This is a genomic window from Bacillus sp. SIMBA_074, assembly GCF_046534555.1.
Classification (GTDB): domain Bacteria; phylum Bacillota; class Bacilli; order Bacillales; family Bacillaceae_G; genus Bacillus_A; species Bacillus_A mycoides.
The window spans coordinates 1-17947 of record NZ_JAWRYM010000052.1; the positions used below are offsets into that span (position 1 = coordinate 1).

The 17947-nt window shown below is 36.9% G+C and carries 17 protein-coding genes; 16 read left to right on the forward strand and 1 reads right to left on the reverse strand.

Features of this window, described 5'->3' with window-relative positions; translation table 11 throughout:
* Positions 1 to 71: 71 nt before the first annotated feature.
* The 10 genes from SB773_RS29015 (at position 72) to uvsE (ending at position 11249) form a co-directional block, all read left to right on the forward strand.
* Positions 72 to 188, forward strand: a complete 117-nt coding sequence (locus tag SB773_RS29015; protein ID WP_002029425.1) for a DUF3948 family protein — start codon at positions 72 to 74, stop codon at positions 186 to 188.
* Positions 189 to 230: 42 nt separating this feature from the next.
* A complete protein-coding gene (locus SB773_RS29020; RefSeq protein WP_001083697.1) occupies positions 231 to 341 on the forward strand; it encodes a DUF3948 family protein in 111 nt (36 codons plus the stop codon).
* Between the two features lie 310 nt (positions 342 to 651).
* Positions 652 to 1770, forward strand: a complete 1119-nt coding sequence (gene hppD, locus SB773_RS29025; protein WP_002140158.1) for a 4-hydroxyphenylpyruvate dioxygenase — start codon at positions 652 to 654, stop codon at positions 1768 to 1770.
* 66 nt (positions 1771 to 1836) lie between these two features.
* Positions 1837 to 2793 (forward strand): fumarylacetoacetate hydrolase family protein, encoded by a 957-nt coding sequence (locus SB773_RS29030; RefSeq protein ID WP_410593647.1) that lies wholly within the window; start codon positions 1837 to 1839, stop codon positions 2791 to 2793.
* The gene (locus tag SB773_RS29035) at positions 2759 to 3931 is read left to right on the forward strand and encodes a homogentisate 1,2-dioxygenase (RefSeq protein ID WP_002140161.1); all 1173 of its coding nucleotides are present in this window, start codon (positions 2759 to 2761) and stop codon (positions 3929 to 3931) included. Before SB773_RS29030 ends, SB773_RS29035 begins: the two co-directional genes overlap by 35 nt.
* Positions 3932 to 4164: 233 nt before the next feature.
* Positions 4165 to 5439, forward strand: coding sequence for an MDR family MFS transporter (locus SB773_RS29040; protein ID WP_060751505.1), 1275 nt, complete (start codon positions 4165 to 4167; stop codon positions 5437 to 5439).
* 300 nt (positions 5440 to 5739) lie between these two features.
* Positions 5740 to 6828 (forward strand): D-alanine--D-alanine ligase, encoded by a 1089-nt coding sequence (locus SB773_RS29045; protein WP_410593650.1) that lies wholly within the window; start codon positions 5740 to 5742, stop codon positions 6826 to 6828.
* 60 nt (positions 6829 to 6888) lie between these two features.
* The gene (gene murF, locus SB773_RS29050) at positions 6889 to 8265 is read left to right on the forward strand and encodes a UDP-N-acetylmuramoyl-tripeptide--D-alanyl-D-alanine ligase (protein WP_131248048.1); all 1377 of its coding nucleotides are present in this window, start codon (positions 6889 to 6891) and stop codon (positions 8263 to 8265) included.
* Between the two features lie 306 nt (positions 8266 to 8571).
* Positions 8572 to 10194: a degradosome RNA helicase CshA gene (gene cshA / locus SB773_RS29055; RefSeq protein ID WP_060751507.1), complete on the forward strand. Its 1623-nt coding sequence runs from the start codon at positions 8572 to 8574 to the stop codon at positions 10192 to 10194.
* A gap of 92 nt (positions 10195 to 10286) precedes the next feature.
* Entirely contained in the window at positions 10287 to 11249 is a 963-nt protein-coding gene (uvsE, locus tag SB773_RS29060; RefSeq protein WP_002029436.1) for a UV DNA damage repair endonuclease UvsE, read from the forward strand.
* Here the strand turns inward: uvsE and SB773_RS29065 are convergent.
* Positions 11242 to 11814: a rhomboid family intramembrane serine protease gene (locus SB773_RS29065; protein WP_002167128.1), complete on the reverse strand. Its 573-nt coding sequence runs from the start codon at positions 11812 to 11814 to the stop codon at positions 11242 to 11244. The two genes, uvsE and SB773_RS29065, sit on opposite strands and share 8 nt — an antisense overlap.
* A 92-nt stretch (positions 11815 to 11906) precedes the next feature.
* On the opposite strand from SB773_RS29065, the gene acpS reads away from it, so the two are divergent.
* The 6 genes from acpS (at position 11907) to SB773_RS29095 (ending at position 17851) form a co-directional block, all read left to right on the forward strand.
* Positions 11907 to 12266 carry a holo-ACP synthase gene (gene acpS / locus SB773_RS29070; RefSeq protein WP_410593654.1) on the forward strand — a complete coding sequence of 120 codons (360 nt, stop codon included), beginning with the start codon at positions 11907 to 11909 and terminating at the stop codon, positions 12264 to 12266.
* Positions 12267 to 12422: 156 nt separating this feature from the next.
* Entirely contained in the window at positions 12423 to 13373 is a 951-nt protein-coding gene (locus SB773_RS29075; protein ID WP_002091373.1) for a LolA family protein, read from the forward strand.
* Between the two features lie 117 nt (positions 13374 to 13490).
* Positions 13491 to 14660 carry an alanine racemase gene (gene alr / locus SB773_RS29080; RefSeq protein WP_088034765.1) on the forward strand — a complete coding sequence of 390 codons (1170 nt, stop codon included), beginning with the start codon at positions 13491 to 13493 and terminating at the stop codon, positions 14658 to 14660.
* Between the two features lie 311 nt (positions 14661 to 14971).
* On the forward strand, positions 14972 to 15259 hold the full coding sequence (locus SB773_RS29085) for an antitoxin EndoAI (RefSeq protein ID WP_000004570.1): 288 nt from the start codon (positions 14972 to 14974) through the stop codon (positions 15257 to 15259).
* A 4-nt stretch (positions 15260 to 15263) separates the two neighbouring features.
* Positions 15264 to 15614, forward strand: coding sequence for a type II toxin-antitoxin system endoribonuclease NdoA (ndoA, locus tag SB773_RS29090; RefSeq protein WP_000635965.1), 351 nt, complete (start codon positions 15264 to 15266; stop codon positions 15612 to 15614).
* Between the two features lie 68 nt (positions 15615 to 15682).
* Positions 15683 to 17851 carry a Tex family protein gene (locus tag SB773_RS29095; RefSeq protein ID WP_410593658.1) on the forward strand — a complete coding sequence of 723 codons (2169 nt, stop codon included), beginning with the start codon at positions 15683 to 15685 and terminating at the stop codon, positions 17849 to 17851.
* The last annotated feature ends 96 nt before the right edge of the window (positions 17852 to 17947 follow it).

The window sequence follows — 17947 nt, forward strand, 5'->3', positions numbered from 1 at the left end:
AGCATTAATCGTATTTCTATCAAGCGTATTAGTATAATAGAAGTTTTGTAACAAAAATAAGATAAGGGAGAATGAAAGATATGAAAGAGCAAGTATTACAAGTAACAAAAGGTGATTTCTTAGGATCAGCAAGCGGAGCAGTAGTATTAACAGCATTAATCGTATTTCTATCAAGCGTATTAGTATAATAAAAGTTTTAAATTGTACAAAATGAAAGGAGAATGAGGAATATGAACAGTGAACAAGTGTTACAAGTAACAAAAACAGATTTATTAGGATCATTAGGCGGAGCGGTAATATTAACATCATTTATTCTATTCCTTGCAAATATATTAGTATGAAAAATATAAATACAATCATTCAAAAAAAATAAAGACTCTAACGTATTAGTAAGTAGTTAATATGTTGGAGTCTTTTTTGTTTTCCTCTCATATATACCTTCAAGTATTAATATTTTCCCCTTACTTTAAAGAGAAAAAAGTCGAATTTTATATGTAAGAAAAAAAGAGGAATTTGACAGAAAAGATAGAAAGTTTTAAAGGTCAGAATTTGTTAGCTTGCTAACTAATTTCTATTAATTGATGTTGGAAGCGTTTTCGGTTGGTTTTAAGTATGGACCATTTAATCTATTTACAGGGGGATGAAGATATTATGAAACAAAAATCTATGGATACGCTAGCTGCACAAATGGAGGACTTTTTTCCGGTACGTGATGTAGATCATTTGGAATTTTACGTAGGGAATGCAAAGCAATCAAGTTATTATCTTGCGAGAGCGTTTGGATTCAAAATTGTAGCTTATTCTGGATTAGAAACAGGAAACCGTGAAAAGGTATCTTATGTTCTTGTGCAAAAAAATATGCGTTTTGTTGTGTCTGGAGCTTTAAGTAGCGATAGCCGTATTGCAGAGTTTGTAAAGACTCATGGTGATGGAGTGAAAGATGTGGCTTTACTTGTTGATGACGTTGATAAAGCCTACTCTGAAGCGGTGAAGCGTGGCGCTGTTGCGATTGCTCCTCCTGAAGAGTTAACAGATGAGGAAGGTACCTTGAAGAAAGCGGTTATTGGTACGTATGGTGATACAATTCATACGCTTGTAGAGCGTAAAAATTATAAAGGAACATTCATGCCAGGATTTCAAAAGGTAGAGTTCAATATTCCATTTGAAGAATCCGGTTTAATTGCTGTAGACCATGTCGTTGGTAACGTTGAGAAAATGGAAGAATGGGTTAGTTATTATGAGAACGTCATGGGATTTAAACAAATGATTCACTTTGATGATGACGATATTAGCACAGAGTATTCGGCATTAATGTCAAAAGTTATGACGAATGGAAGCCGTATTAAGTTTCCAATTAATGAACCAGCAGATGGAAAAAGAAAGTCACAAATTCAAGAATATCTAGAGTTCTATAACGGAGCGGGTGTACAGCATCTTGCTTTATTAACAAGTGATATTGTAAAAACAATCGAAGTGCTTCGTGCGAATGGCGTGGAGTTTTTAGATACGCCAGATACGTATTACGATGAGTTAACTGCACGAGTGGGGAAAATTGATGAAGAAATTGATAGATTAAAAGAATTGAAGATTCTAGTAGACCGTGACGAAGAAGGTTATTTATTACAAATCTTTACGAAACCAATTGTAGATCGTCCAACTTTATTTATTGAAATCATCCAACGTAAAGGTTCTCGTGGATTTGGCGAAGGTAACTTTAAAGCGTTATTCGAATCAATTGAAAGAGAACAAGAGCGTCGCGGAAATTTATAAAATTTGTATCCACCAGCAAGAGTTCCTTTGTTGGTGGAAATTTCATTTTCATAGGGAGGAATCACGATGAAATTTGTTACATTTCGTCTCCCATCGAAAGAAATGCGAGCTGGATGGCTTGAAGGTGACAAAGTAATCGATATGAATCTTGCGAGTGATGGACAATTACCTTCTTCTATGTTCGCCTTTTTAGAGAAAGCAGATGAGTATGTAGAAGTATTGCGTAGTATTAAGAATCCTGAAAAGGGTATATATTCCTTAGAGGAAGTTCAATTAGCAGCGGCAATGCCTAATCCGAGTAGCATTCGAGATTTTTATGCATTTGAGCAGCATGTAAAAACAGCCCGCGGGAGAAGAGGGCTAGATGTTGTACCTGAATGGTATGATATCCCGGTTTTTTATTTTACGAACCACCGTGCTGTTATTGGACCAGATGATTTTGTTATTGGTCCGAAGAAGTCTAAAAAGCTTGATTATGAGTTAGAGATTGCTTGCGTAATTGGGAAAGAAGGACGAAACATTTCTCGTGAACAAGCAGAGGAATATATTTTTGGTTACTGCATTATGAACGACTGGAGTGCAAGGGACTTACAAGCAACAGAAATGAAAGTGGGACTCGGTCCAGCGAAAGGAAAAGATTTTGCAACTTCATTAGGAGCGTATCTCGTTACGAAAGAGGAATTAGACGTTTATCGTAACGGTGATCGTTATGATTTAGAGATGACTGCTCATGTAAATGGAAAGATATTATCAAAGGGAAACTTCCAAGATATTTACTATACATTTGCTGAAATGATTGAACGTGCTTCGGAAGACGTTACGTTATATCCAGGGGATGTTATCGGGTCTGGGACAGTAGGAACAGGATGTATTTTAGAACTTGGTACAGAAGAGTGGCTACAAGATGGAGATGTTGTAGAGCTGTCGATTACTGGTTTAGGTACGTTACGTAATACGGTCAAAAAAGACATGAAAGCAGGTGATGGGCATGTTTTATCGTCACATGGGGGAGCTACCTCATAAACGACATGTACAATTTCGTAAAAAAGATGGATCGCTTTATCGTGAGCAGGTAATGGGGACAAAAGGTTTCTCTGGTACCCAGTCTATTTTGTATCATCATTATATGCCAACAGAAGTAGGGCACGCGGCATTATCGCATTCTTGTCAGTTACAGTATGAAGAGGATGCCCTTCTTGCTCATCGCCACTTCCGTACGAAAGAAAATAAAAAAACTGGTGATGCAGTAAGCGGAAGAAACTTTATGCTTGGGAATGAGGATTTATTAATTGGAGTAGTGAGTCCAACAGAAAAAATGGATTATTTTTACCGTAATGGTGATGGCGATGAAATGTTATTTGTTCATTATGGAACAGGAAAAATTGAAACGATGTTTGGAACGATTCACTATAGAAAAGGTGATTATGTAACAATTCCAATTGGAACGATTTATCGTGTTATTCCAGATGAGGGAGAGACTAAGTTTCTTGTTGTAGAGGCAAATAGCCAAATTACAACACCAAGTCGCTATCGCAATGAATATGGGCAATTGTTAGAACATAGTCCGTTTTGTGAAAGAGATATGCGTGGACCGGAGAAATTGGAGACATATGATGAAAAAGGTGAGTTTGTCGTAATGACAAAGTCGAGAGGTTATATGCACAAGCATGTGTTAGGGCACCATCCGTTAGATGTTGTTGGATGGGATGGGTATTTATATCCGTGGGTCTTTAATGTGGAGGATTTTGAACCAATTACAGGTCGTATTCATCAGCCACCACCAGTACATCAAACATTCGAAGGGCATAATTTCGTCATTTGCTCTTTCGTACCGCGTTTATACGATTATCATCCAGAATCTATTCCGGCACCATATTATCATAGTAATGTGAATAGTGATGAAGTACTGTACTATGTAGAAGGTAATTTTATGAGCCGAAAAGGTGTAGAAGAAGGTTCTATTACGCTTCATCCAAGCGGGATCCCGCATGGGCCACATCCAGGGAAAACAGAAGCGAGTATAGGGAAGAAAGAGACACTTGAACTGGCCGTTATGATAGATACATTCCGTCCGCTTCGTATTGTAAAACAAGCACATGAGACGGAAGATGAAAAATATATGTATAGCTGGATTGAAGAGGGTTCATATACTGTGAAATAAGTAAAAAGAGGCATGCTCAATACGGGAGCATGCCTCTTTTATGGAATCGACATGTATAATAATACCAAAAAAAGTTATAGAAAGATATATAGAAAGAGTGATAAAGATTGTGCATAATCAGAAGAATTTCTACTTATTTCGACAGGGATTGTTATGGCTAGATTTTGTGTTTGAAAATTTACATTTTTCTAATTATATATAATATAATTGTTGGGGAACTAAGGGGGGAATTTATGAAAAATACATGGCGTGAGTTAAGAGAGATGGATCGTAACGTATGGATTCGATTTATCGGTGAGACATTGAACGGAATTGCGATGATGATGTTAATGCCTTTTTTTGCACTATATTTAAAAGATAAGGTAGATTCTTTATTACAAGTTGGAATCATTATGGCGCTTTCTCCAATAGCTGCAAGTTTTGGTTCGCTTATAGGCGGAAGAATAGCTGATATATATGGAAGAAAGCCAATTATGATATTTTCAATGGCGAGTAATGCATTACTAATGCTCGGTTTTTTATTTATAGAAGGGTTTATTCCATATGCCATTTTATCTATTTTTTTAGGGTTAAGTAATTCGCTATTTCACCCAGCGGCATCAGCGATGGTTGCAGATGTGACGGCGCCAGAAAAAAGAACAGAAGCATATGGTTTATTGCGAATGGGACACAATATTGGTGCTGCAATTGGACCGATAATGGGAGCATCAGTAGTTGTTTTATCAAAGAACCTCGTGTTTATTATTGCTTCATCCGCTATGTTGTTTTATGCGCTCCTAGTGTTAGTACTTATTAAAGAAACAATGCCAAAAATTACGGATATGACGGAAAAAAATAAAGAGCAGGAATCCGGAGCAGTTTGGAAAATTTTAATGAGAGATAAGGCGTTAATGATTTATTTGTTAGCGGGGATCATTATTTCTATGGGGTTCTCTCAAACAGAAGGCATGTTACCGCTTCACTTTGATAACGAAATGAAGGATATTTTTGGAGTCAACAATCCATACCCATATTTAATGGCATTAAATGGTCTATTAGTTGTTTTATTTCAATTTCAAATTTCAAAATGGGCGACAGATAAACCTGTTGGAAAGACGATGTTATACGGTGCGTGTTTGTTCGGAATTGGTTTGTTTTTTATAGGATGGTTACCGAAGTGGTTTGGAGAATATGATACAAATGCTACAATTATTTTAATGACATTAATGTTTGTTTATGCCATATATACGTTAGGCGAGATGATTATGTCGCCTGTACAGATGACGTTTGTAGCGAATTTGGCCCCTGAGCATTTGAGAGGAACCTATATGGGGGCGGCGAGTTTGCAGTGGATTACAGGAAGTGCATTCGGTCCACTTCTTGGTGGTTTTTTATTGGATCGTTTGCTTGGTCACTACTTATTTACAATTTTAAGTATAGGGTGTGTAGTTGCAGGCTTTGTATATGTTTCTTTAGATCGTCTTGTTGAGCAGAGGCAAAAAGATACGCCTACAAAACAGTCTTCTTAATAAAATGAAACTTTAATCAGTGTTTTTTCATTCTCCACAAATGGTAGGGTAATATAGATGACATACACACAAAGTGGATTTCTACATATTTTAGGTACATAACTAGATTAGATAGCAATTTTGCTCTAAAGTTTAATTTTGTTTAGGTGTGTAGAAATTAAAGAGAAAAAGTGTAGAAAACCAATAAGTGGTGTCTTTTAATTATTTGTGGAAGTTACATTTTATTTCAAATAGGAACTACCTATTTTTATAAAAAGTGCTAAAATAGAAAAATGAAAACAATTGGTTAGGGTGATTTCAGTGACAAAAATTAAATTAGGTTTATTATACGGTGGAAAATCAGCTGAGCATCAAGTTTCGTTACAAACGGCTCTTGCTGCTATTAAAGCATTAAATCAAGATAAATTCGAGATTCATCCAATTTATATTACAGAACAAGGCCAATGGATGCGTGGAGAGCGTATTGAAGGCGAAGTAACAAATGTTGAGGCATTACAAATGAGTGGGGAAGAGAATACAATTTCTCCTGTATCATTAAGTACAGAAATTATCCCAACGGCAACTTCTAAACAAGAAGATGCAATTGATGTTATTTTCCCATTATTACATGGACCGAATGGCGAAGATGGAACAGTACAAGGGTTATTAGAATTACTAAACATTCCATATGTAGGTAACGGTGTATTAGCATCATCTGCTGGTATGGATAAAGTTGTTATGAAAAATATCTTTGCAGAAGCTGGATTGAAACAAGCGAAATATGCATCTTTCATTCGTAGCGCATGGGAAAAAGATCGTGAAACAGCATATGAAAAAGTAGAAGAAGTATTAGGATATCCTTGCTTCGTAAAACCAGCAAACCTTGGTTCAAGTGTTGGTATTAATAAGTGTAGCGATCGTGAAGAGCTTGAGAATGCATTCGAAGAGGCATTCCAATTTGACCGTAAAATTATTGTAGAAGAAAATATTGTAGGTCGTGAAGTAGAAGTTGGTGTATTAGGTAATGATGAGCCGAAATGTTCAGTTGTAGGTGAAATTGTACCGAAAAAAGATTTTTATGATTACAAATCGAAATACATCGATGGTGATACAGCGTTAATTATTCCAGCTGAAATGACAGAAGAAGAGTCTAATGTAATTAAGCGAGATGCAATTATCGCATTCCAATCATTAGATGGTTCGGGCTTAACACGAGCTGATTTCTTCTTAACGAAAGATGGAGAAGTATATATTAACGAAGTAAACACAATGCCAGGATTCACGCCGTTTAGTATGTTCCCTCTATTATGGCAACATACAGGGTTACCGTATCCGGAATTAATTGAAGAGCTAATTCGCTTAGCGATTGAGCGTCACGAAGAAAAACAAAAAATTAAATATACAATCTAACAAAAAAGGAGGAAGCACTATTCGAAGGAATAGTGCTTCCTCTATGTAAGGAGTGTTTTCATGATAAATCGAACGTTAAAACAAGTAGAGCAGATGATAAATGGTACTGGATTAGCAGAGCAGTATGAGGGAATTACTATACAAGGAGTGTCTATTGATACGAGGAAAATTGAAAATGGAAATTTATATGTTCCAATTCAAGGTGAACGTTTCGATGGACATGCTTTTGTAGACAAAGCTGTTGAAAATGGGGCGATTGCTACATTATGGATGAAAGATGTAGAAAACCCACCTGAAAATCTTCCGGTTATTTTTGTAGAAGATACACTAGCAGCATTGCAAATGTTAGCGAAAAACTATCGTGATCAATTGGATGTAAAAGTTGTTGGTGTAACGGGTAGTAATGGTAAAACATCTACGAAAGATATTGTAACAAGTATTCTTGCGACTAAATTTAAAGTTCAAAAAACAGAAGGTAATTTCAACAACCACATCGGTTTACCTCTTACTATTTTAAATTTAGAGGAAAATACAGAAGTAGCTGTATTAGAAATGGGCATGTCAAGCCGAGGAGAAATTGAATTTCTATCTAAGTTAGCTCGTCCTAATGCAGCTATTATTACGAACATTGGTGAGGCGCACTTAATGGATTTAGGCTCTCGTGAGGCGATTGCTGAAGCGAAGTTAGAAATTGTTACAGGTTTACAAAAGGGTGGCGTGTTCGTATATAATGGAGATGAGCCGCTATTAACGAATCGTGTTCCAGAAATGAATTTAGCAGCTGAAACAGTTACATTTGGTGATGCGAGAGCAAATGATTACTATCCAACTACTGTAACATTGCAGGCTACTGGGACACACTTTAAGATGAACAGGGATGAAACTTTGTCATTCTATTTGCCAGTACTAGGAAAGCATAATGTATATAATACGCTTGCTTCAATGGCAATTGCAAAACATTTTGGTGTAACGTGGGAAGAAATGAAACAAGGTTTAGTAACACTTCAAATGACAGGTATGCGTATGGAAATTGTAAAAACAGGTAGTGGTTTAACAATTATCAATGATGCTTATAATGCTAGTCCAACAGCTATGGAAGCTGCGTTCCACCTAATGAATGGTTTAGATGGATTTGCTAAAAAAATTGTTGTGCTTGGTGATATGTTAGAACTTGGAAATCAAGAAGTGCAATTTCATTATGAAGTAGGTAAATTAATTGATCCAGCAAAAATTTCATATGTATTCACATATGGTAAATTAGGGGCTCAAATTGCTGAAGGTGCAAAAATTAATTTCCCTAAAGACCGTGTAAAAGCGTATGATAGTAAAGAAGAGTTAATAAAAGAGTTGCAAGCAGTAGTCGGTACGAAAGATGTTGTATTAGTAAAAGCATCTCGCGGCATGAAATTAGAAGAAGTAATTACGATGTTGAAATAATTGGTGTATATAAATAGGGATGATAGCCACGAAAATAGTGGAAACTTATAATAAGCGCTTACAGTAAACGATAAAAAAATAAAAGTAAAGAAAAAAGCTCTGAATATGAAATAAGGTAACAGTTGGGGTTTGCTTTTTACACCTACAAAACTTATAATTGATAAAGTGTAATAACGTTTAGAAGTATTTTCGTGAAGAATATACGCCCGGTTATATACGTAAGTATTCAGGAAAATGGCTTTTCCGCAAGTTCGGAAAACGCCTTTTTTTAAATGATAAGTATAGGATAGAAAAGGAGAAGTAACATTGACAACATTTCGAGAACTAGGATTAAGTGAGTCTTTACTACAATCTGTTGAAAGTATGGGCTTTGAAGAGGCTACGCCGATTCAAGCTGAAACAATTCCACATGCATTGCAAGGTAAGGATATTATTGGGCAAGCGCAAACAGGTACAGGGAAAACAGCAGCATTCGGATTACCACTATTAGATAAAGTGGATACAAATAAAGAAGCAGTTCAAGGTATTGTTATCGCGCCAACGCGTGAATTAGCAATTCAAGTTGGAGAAGAGCTATACAAAATTGGTAAACATAAACGTGTTCGTATTCTACCAATTTATGGTGGTCAAGATATTAACCGCCAAATTCGTGCTCTAAAAAAACACCCACACATTATTGTAGGTACGCCGGGTCGTATTTTAGATCATATCAACCGTAAAACACTTCGCTTACAAAACGTAGAGACTGTTGTTCTTGACGAAGCGGATGAAATGTTAAACATGGGCTTCATTGAAGATATTGAAGCGATTTTAACAGATGTGCCAGAAACACATCAAACATTATTATTCTCAGCGACAATGCCAGATCCAATCCGTCGTATTGCTGAGCGTTTCATGACTGAGCCTCAACACATTAAAGTAAAAGCAAAAGAAGTAACAATGCCAAACATTCAGCAGTTCTATTTAGAAGTGCAAGAAAAGAAAAAGTTTGACGTGTTAACACGCTTACTAGATATTCAATCTCCAGAGCTTGCAATCATATTCGGTCGTACAAAGCGTCGTGTTGATGAATTATCAGAAGCATTAAACTTACGTGGTTATGCAGCAGAAGGTATTCACGGTGACTTAACACAAGCGAAGCGTATGTCTGTATTACGTAAATTTAAAGAAGGTACTATTGAAGTTCTTGTTGCAACAGACGTTGCTGCACGTGGTCTTGATATTTCAGGCGTAACACACGTATACAACTTCGATATCCCACAAGATCCAGAATCATACGTTCACCGTATCGGTCGTACTGGCCGTGCTGGTAAAAAAGGTATTGCAATGTTATTTGTAACACCACGTGAATCAGGACAATTAAAAAATATCGAGCGTACAACAAAACGTAAGGTTGATCGTATGGACGCACCGACACTTGACGAGGCGTTAGAAGGTCAACAACGTTTAATCGCTGAAAAACTTCAAAGCACAATTGAAAATGATAACTTATCATACTACAAGCGTATTGCAGAAGAAATGTTAGAAGAGAATGATTCTGTAACAGTAGTAGCTGCTGCTTTAAAAATGATGACAAAAGAGCCGGATACAACTCCGATCGCTTTAACATCAGAACCACCAGTTGTTTCAAGAGGTGGCGGTGGCGGTTCTAAAAAACGCGGTGGTAACGGAAGTGGATACCGTGATGGTAACCGTGATCGTAATCGTAGTCGTGATGGACGCGGCGGTGGCGATGGTCGTAACCGTGATCGCAATCGTGATGGACGTGGAAGCGGAAGTGGCGATGGTCGTAACCGTGATCGTAATCGTGATGGCGGTAGCCGTGATGCTGGTAGCCGTGATGGTAACCGTGGTCGTAAAGGTGAAGGTCGCCCTGGATCTTCAAATGGACGCGGCGAAAGAAAACATCATAGCCGTCCACAAGCTTAATAAAAAAGAGAATGCCCTTTGCGGGCATTCTCTTTTTTTATTTCTGTAATTGTGCATACTACATAGTAACTCGTATAGAAATGAGGTGCTATATGCTTGTAAGACTTGGGTATGTTGCGATGAGTGTACATTTGAAGAATGCTTCTCCATCTCAAACGATGACGTATGCACAGTTTCAGCGGATTGATGATCGAGAGGCTGCGATTCGTAAACTTGAAAGAATCGCTAATTCGAATTTGGAAAATTGCTTACGGTTATTAAAACATAATAAAGGGCATGATATATCTTTCTTTCGACTTAGTTCCAAGCTTATTCCTTTAGCGAATCATGAGGAGTTGTTAGATTGGAACTATATTCGTCCGTTAAAAGAAAATCTGAAAGAATTAGGTGAATATGCAATTCGTATGAATATGCGAATTGACTTCCATCCAGATCACTTTGTTGTACTAAATTCACCTGAGGAGAGTATTTTCAAACAATCTGTAAAGACATTGCAGATGCACAAAAAATTGTTAAAGGGTATGGGAATTGAACATAAGCAACGATGTGTATTACATGTGGGAGGAGGTTATAAAGATAAGGAGCTTGCATTAGAACGCTTTATAGAAAATTGGTCAACTGTTCCAAGAGGTATTCAAGAGATGATTATATTAGAAAATGATGACACGACCTTTTCTTTAGAAGAAACATTGTATTTAGGTGAGAAATTAGACATTCCAGTCGTGTTTGATTTGCACCATCATATGATGAATAATGACCAGGAAGATTGGCATGAAGATTGGGCGCGTGTTGTACATACGTGGGAATCGTCTTTGTTACCGGTTAAAATGCACATCTCCAGTCCTAGAGATGGAAAAAACCCGAGAGCACATGCAGATTTTATTGATGTAGATACTTTCTTATCTTTTTTGAAAAAGATAAAGGGGAGTGTTCCGCGAATTGATTGTATGATTGAGGCGAAGAAAAAGGACGAGTCTTTATTTCAACTAATGAGAGAGTTAAGTAAACAAACAGATGTGGAAATTATCGATGGTGCGAGCTTCTATATTAAATAAGCTCTGCGCCATCGTTTTTTTTTGTTAAAAAAGGGGTGCACATGCCGCCGATGATCAGTCCTGTTAAATGGCTTATAGGATTGGCAGAGGGATTAAAGAAAGTAAATAGTAGTAATATAAGTATCATTATTGAAAAAATAGCGATGTCTCTTGGTTTTGAAGAACGATATCGACTATACAATAAAAATAATTGGGCGCCTAGTAATCCGAAAATACCACCAGATGCTCCGGCGTGAATATATTCAAGAGGCATAATAATATAAGAAGAAATATTCCCGAGAATGCCAGAAAGGAAAAAAATAATGATGAAAGAAAAGTGTCCTAGTTGTTTTTCGATAGAAGAACCAAATACGAATAAACAAATACTATTAGAAAGGAAATGTTGTAAGTCTACGTGTACAAGTAAGGAAGTTATGACACGCCACCACTCTCCTTTAGCAATATATTCATTGTAGGCTGCCAGGTGAAAGAGGGAAAAGTCGCTCAATATAATCATGACTAATTGTATAAGAAGTAAAGAAATGATAATCGGTTGTAAGGAAATGCGAGTGGATGGTATTAGCATGTTGTTAGTATCACTCCTTTTGCATCAGAAAGATTCTCTGTTATTCTTACAATATGAATGAAGAAAGCTAAATAGAAGAAGGGGATTTTGAAATGATTGTAGGGATTGGAATCGATATTATTGAGTTAAATCGAATTGAAAAAATGCTAGATGGAAAGCTTAAATTTATGGAACGTATTTTAACTGAAAGGGAACGTGGTGTTGCCGAGGGGTTGAAAGGAAGTCGTCTTATAGAATTCGTAGCTGGAAGATTTGCAGCAAAAGAGGCGTATTCTAAAGCGGTAGGGACCGGTATCGGGAAAGAAGTGAGTTTTTTAGATATTGAAGTAAGGAATGATGATAGAGGTAAGCCGATTATCATTACAAATACAGAGCATATTGTTCATTTATCAATTAGTCATAGTAAAGAATTTGCCGTTGCTCAAGTTGTTTTGGAAAGCCTGTCACGCTAGTCTGCATATTTTATATCTTTGTCTCATATATTTGAGGTAGCGATAAGGAAGGCATATCTTCCATTCATTTATAGGGGCAAAGGGGCTGAAGTGATGAAAAGGCGTCTGTTTTTAGTTCTTGTCGGTTTATTGACCGTTTTTGTGTTGGCGGGTTGTATGGAAAAGAAACAGGAAGATGTTGTGAGAGATTTAGAAACGAAAGTTAAAAGTATGAAGAGTTATCAAGCTGAAGCGAAATTATCTATTAAAACAGGAAATGAACCTCAAGAGTACAATGTAGAAATTTGGCATAAAGAACCTTCGTATTATCGTGTGAATTTGCAGAATGCGAAAAAGGATCAGAGTCAAATTATTTTAAGGAATGATGAAGGTGTATTTGTATTAACACCGGCACTTAATAAGAGTTTCCGTTTTCAAAGTGATTGGCCGCAAAATAGTAGCCAGGCTTATTTATATGAATCACTTGTAAGAGATATTTTGCAAGATAAGAAAAATCTCTCTTTCGAGAAAACAGATAAGTATTATGTGTTTAAAACAAAAACAAATTATCAACATCAAAATATGTTGCCGAAACAAGAAATTAAGCTGAATAAAAGTGATTTAACACCAGTTTCTGTGAAACTGATGGATAATGATCAAAATGTCCTTGTAAAAGTAGATTTCACTAAAGTAAAGTTTGATGCAAAGTTTGATAAAGGTGCATTTGATACGAAACAAAATATGTCTAGAGCACAAGTGGATGTTCAGACGGCAGCGAAAGAAGACAAACCGTTTGCTATTTTGTATCCACGTGATACACCGCAAGGTATGACTTTGAAAGAGGAAGAAGAGTTGAAGACAGACAGTGGCAAGCGTGCAATACTCACATATACTGGAAGTAAGAAATCCTTTACTTTAATACAAGAAAAGTCAAAAGTTGCAGAGGCCTCATCGGCGGTAAGTGTAAGTGGAGAGCCGGTTGATCTTGGTTTCACGATTGGTGCATTGACGAAAGACTCTGTAACGTGGTCACATAACGGAGTAGAATATATGCTCGTGTCTAAAGGTTTAGAGCCGAATGAGTTGTTGATGGTTGCTCGTTCGGTTACAGCGAAGCAGGTGAAGTAAACTTCTTAGACGTGGTGATATATGTGCACCACGTCTTTTCTTAGTTTGAAGGTGGATTTCATAAAAGAAGCATATAAAAGAATAAGCTTCGCATATCGTGTATAAGGAAGTGTATTTATGGAAGAAGCGCCGTTTTACCGTGACACGTGGGTGGAAGTGGATTTAGATGCGATTTATAACAATGTTACACATATTAAAGAGTCCATTCCAAGTGATGTAGAGATTTTTGCTGTAGTTAAAGCGAATGCATATGGGCACGATTATGTACCGGTGGCTAAAACTGCATTAGAAGCAGGAGCAACAAGATTAGCAGTTGCTTTTTTAGATGAAGCTTTAGTGCTTCGGAGGGCTGGTATTACTGCACCGATTTTAGTATTAGGTCCTTCCCCGCCCCGTGATGTAAATGTAGCTGCTGAAAATGATGTAGCATTAACTGTTTTTCAAAAAGAATGGGTGGAAGAAGCGATAAAGCTCTGGGATGGTTCATCAATAATGAAATTCCATATTAATTTTGATAGTGGTATGGGGAGAATCGGAATACGTGAACGAAAAGAATTAAAAGGGTTCTTAAAGAGTTTAGAAGGTGCGCCATTTTTAGAGTTAGAAGGAGTATATACGCATTTTGCAACAGCGGATGAGGTTGAGACTTCTTACTTTGATAAGCAATATAATACATTTTTGCAGCAGTTACGTTGGTTGAAAGAATTTGGAGTGAATCCTAAATTTGTCCATACAGCCAATAGCGCCGCAACGTTAAGGTTTCAAGGGATTACATTTAATGCGGTGCGAATTGGTATTGCGATGTATGGATTATCCCCATCTGTAGAAATACGTCCTTTTTTACCATTTAAATTGGAACCGGCGTTGTCACTTCATACGAAAGTTGCTCATATTAAGCAAGTGATTAAAGGGGATGGGATTAGTTATAATGTCACATACCGAACGAGAACCGAAGAATGGATTGCGACAGTTGCGATTGGGTATGCAGATGGCTGGCTTAGAAGATTGCAAGGGTTTAAGGTACTTGTAAACGGTGAAAGAGTACCGATTGTAGGGCGAGTGACAATGGATCAATTCATGATACATCTTCCTTGTGAAGTGCCACTTGGTACGAAAGTTACACTCATTGGGAGACAAGGTGATGAGTATATTAGTGCTACCGAGGTTGCTGAATATTCCGGGACTATTAATTATGAAATTATTGCAACGATAAGCTTCCGTGTACCGAGAATATTTATACGACACGGTAAAGTTGTAGAAGTAATCAATTATTTGAACGATATATAGAAGAAGGTATTATTACTCAGCATCTCGTCATTTGGAGGAGTTTCACTAATAAAGAATAGGTTCTTTTTCGCTGGGGAGCTTCTTTTTATACTTGTTATTAATATAAGTTGCAATGAAATATTACTGAAGGATTGCTTTATTTCTTGTTTGAAAGAGATAAAAAGTAAAAGAAGATGAATGTTTTATTTATGAATTGGAAAACATAAGCAAGGAATAAGGAAGTCTTTGCAACAGGCTCCATACAATGGTATTATTACAATAGGTGTCATATATATATTTGGGTGTGTAGTTGACGGTGGAGGTGTATTTTTGTGTCCGAATCAAGTGTAACTACTGAAATCGTGGTTCGGTTGCCAAAGCAAATGGTAACGGAATTGGACGGAATTGGAAAACAAGAGAATAAGAATCGCCATGAACTAATTTGCCAGGCAACACAACTGTTATTGCGTCAACATAAGACGAAGAAACGCTACCAACATGAATCAATGCGACGTGGGTACATTGAAATGGGAAAAATTAATCTTGGTATTGCATCTGAAGCTTTCTTAGCAGAGTATGAAGCAGCTCATACAGTAGAACGCTTAGTTAGCGGGGGGTAATATTTTGATTGTAAAACGCGGCGACGTGTATTTTGCAGACCTTTCCCCAGTTGTTGGTTCTGAGCAAGGAGGCGTTCGTCCGGTTCTTGTCATTCAAAATGACATCGGAAATCGTTTTAGTCCGACTGTGATTGTAGCGGCTATTACTGCACAGATTCAAAAAGCGAAATTACCCACTCATGTGGAAATTGATGCGAAAAAGTACGGTTTTGAGAGGGATTCTGTTATTTTACTTGAGCAGATTCGAACAATCGATAAGCAACGCTTAACGGACAAAATCACTCATTTGGATGAAGTGATGATGAGTCGTGTAGATGAAGCGTTACAAATTAGTTTAGGACTAATAGATTTTTAAATCGGCAGTTTAAGTTGCTCTCTTTACAGGGCAACTTTTTTTTATTATAGAGGAGGTTACGGTTGGATATGGAAATGGTAGATAATCGACAAGGGTTAATGAAAATGTTAGTGAAAGAATTAGGCTTTACAGAAAAGCAAGTTCGTCATGTTATTCAATTAACAGAAGAAGGTAACACAGTTCCATTTATCGCTCGTTACCGAAAAGAATGGACAGGGTCTCTTGATGAGGTGCAAATTCGTGCAATCTTAGAAAGATGGCAATATATGATGCAACTAGAAGATAGGAAAGAAGAGGTTCTTCGTCTTATTGGTGAAAAGGGTAAACTAACCGAAGAGTTGCGTCGTCATATTGTTGCTGCAACAAAACTTCAAGAAGTAGAAGACTTATATCGTCCATATAAAGAAAAAAGAAGAACGAAAGCTACAATTGCTAAAGAAAAGGGATTAGAACCGTTAGCTGAGTGGCTATTATTATATAAAAAAGAAAATCCAGCAGAGAAGGCTATGGAATTTGTTAATGCAGAAAAGGAAGTGGCGTCTGCAGAAGATGCGTTGCAAGGTGCGCAAGATATTATTGCGGAACTTGTTTCGGATAATGCGGCATATCGTAGTTGGATTCGCAATACTACTTTCCGAAAAGGGATTATGTCTTCATCTGTAAAAGATAAAGAAAAAGATGAAAAGAATATATATGAAATGTATTATGGCTATGAAGAACCGTTGCAAAAAGTAGTACCGCATCGTGTACTAGCTATGAATCGTGGTGAAAAGGAAGACGTATTAAGAGTTTCTGTTATCACGCCAATTGAAGAAATTCTTCAGTTTTTACATAAAAAAATGATTCTTGATGAAGCTTCTAAAAGTGCGCATTATGTACAATTAGCGATGGAAGATGGATATAAGCGATTAATTCAACCTTCAATAGAAAGAGAAATTCGTAAAGAATTAATGGAAACGGCCGAAGAACAAGCGATTCATATTTTCTCTGAGAATTTACGTAATTTATTATTACAACCTCCGATGAAAGGGAAAGTTGTGTTAGCGGTAGATCCAGCATATAGAACCGGTTGTAAATTAGCTGTAGTAGATGATACAGGAAAAGTTCTTCACATAGATGTTATTTATCCGCATCCGCCTGCTCGTAAATATGAGGATGCAAAAAAGAAAATCATTTCAATTATAGATAAATATGAAGTTGAAATGATAGCAATTGGAAATGGTACAGCTTCGAGGGAAACGGAAGAATTTATAGTAGATGTATTACAAAATGTAGAACGAGATGTATTTTACATTATTGTAAATGAAGCGGGTGCTAGTGTGTACTCAGCATCTGATGTAGCTCGCGAGGAGTTTCCGAATTTACAGGTTGAAGAAAGAAGTGCTGTTTCAATTGGGAGACGTCTACAAGATCCACTTGCAGAGCTTGTGAAAATTGACCCTAAATCTGTTGGGGTGGGACAATATCAACATGATGTATCTCAAAAGAGATTAAATGAATCATTAACATTCGTAGTAGAGACAGCAGTTAACCGAGTTGGTGTTAATGTAAATACAGCTTCAGTTGCATTGTTGCAATATGTTTCGGGATTATCAAAAACAGTTGCGAAAAATATTGTAGCTAAGCGTGAGGAAGATGGGAAATTCACGAAGCGTACTGAATTAAAGAAAATCCCACGTTTAGGTGCGAAAACTTATGAACAATGTATCGGATTTTTACGTATATTAGAAGGAGTAAATCCGTTAGATCGCACAGGGATTCATCCAGAACAATATAAAAATGTTGAATTGCTATTGAAGAGCTTAGGGTTATCAAAGAATGATGTGGGGAAACCAAACTTGCAAAAGAGTTTCGAAGGAGTAGATATTTCTAAATTATCTCAAGAGACGGAGATTGGTGAGCCGACGTTAGTTGATATTATGGATGCTTTAATTAGCCCGGAGCGAGATATGAGGGATGAGTTGCCAAAGCCACTTTTGAAAAAGGGGATTTTAAAATTAGAAGATTTAAAGCGTGGTATGGAATTAGAGGGAACGATCCGCAATGTTGTTGATTTCGGTGCCTTTGTTGATATTGGTGTGAAGCAAGATGGTTTAGTACATATTTCTAAATTAAGCAAACAATTTGTAAAGCATCCATTAGATATTGTATCCGTGGGACAAATTGTAAAGGTATGGGTAGATGATATTGATATGAAAAAAGGTCGTGTTGCATTATCAATGTTACCGATTGAATAGTAAGAAAAGAGAGCAGATGAAATGAACTGCACCCCAATTGTTAGACACAGTCTAACAATTGGAGGTGCAGTTTTTCTATGGCTAAATTTACAGCTG

Bases quoted from the DNA above. Each gene is read 5' to 3' on its own strand.
- SB773_RS29015 (WP_002029425.1), top strand. From the start codon at position 72: ATGAAAGATATGAAAGAGCAAGTATTACAAGTAACAAAAGGTGATTTC.
- SB773_RS29020 (WP_001083697.1), top strand. From the start codon at position 231: ATGAACAGTGAACAAGTGTTACAAGTAACAAAAACAGATTTATTAGGA.
- hppD (WP_002140158.1), top strand. From the start codon at position 652: ATGAAACAAAAATCTATGGATACGCTAGCTGCACAAATGGAGGACTTT.
- SB773_RS29030 (WP_410593647.1), top strand. From the start codon at position 1,837: ATGAAATTTGTTACATTTCGTCTCCCATCGAAAGAAATGCGAGCTGGA.
- SB773_RS29035 (WP_002140161.1), top strand. From the start codon at position 2,759: ATGTTTTATCGTCACATGGGGGAGCTACCTCATAAACGACATGTACAA.
- SB773_RS29040 (WP_060751505.1), top strand. From the start codon at position 4,165: ATGAAAAATACATGGCGTGAGTTAAGAGAGATGGATCGTAACGTATGG.
- murF (WP_131248048.1), top strand. From the start codon at position 6,889: ATGATAAATCGAACGTTAAAACAAGTAGAGCAGATGATAAATGGTACT.
- uvsE (WP_002029436.1), top strand. From the start codon at position 10,287: ATGCTTGTAAGACTTGGGTATGTTGCGATGAGTGTACATTTGAAGAAT.
- SB773_RS29065 (WP_002167128.1), bottom strand. From the start codon at position 11,814: ATGCTAATACCATCCACTCGCATTTCCTTACAACCGATTATCATTTCT.
- acpS (WP_410593654.1), top strand. From the start codon at position 11,907: ATGATTGTAGGGATTGGAATCGATATTATTGAGTTAAATCGAATTGAA.
- SB773_RS29075 (WP_002091373.1), top strand. From the start codon at position 12,423: ATGGAAAAGAAACAGGAAGATGTTGTGAGAGATTTAGAAACGAAAGTT.
- alr (WP_088034765.1), top strand. From the start codon at position 13,491: ATGGAAGAAGCGCCGTTTTACCGTGACACGTGGGTGGAAGTGGATTTA.
- SB773_RS29095 (WP_410593658.1), top strand. From the start codon at position 15,683: ATGGAAATGGTAGATAATCGACAAGGGTTAATGAAAATGTTAGTGAAA.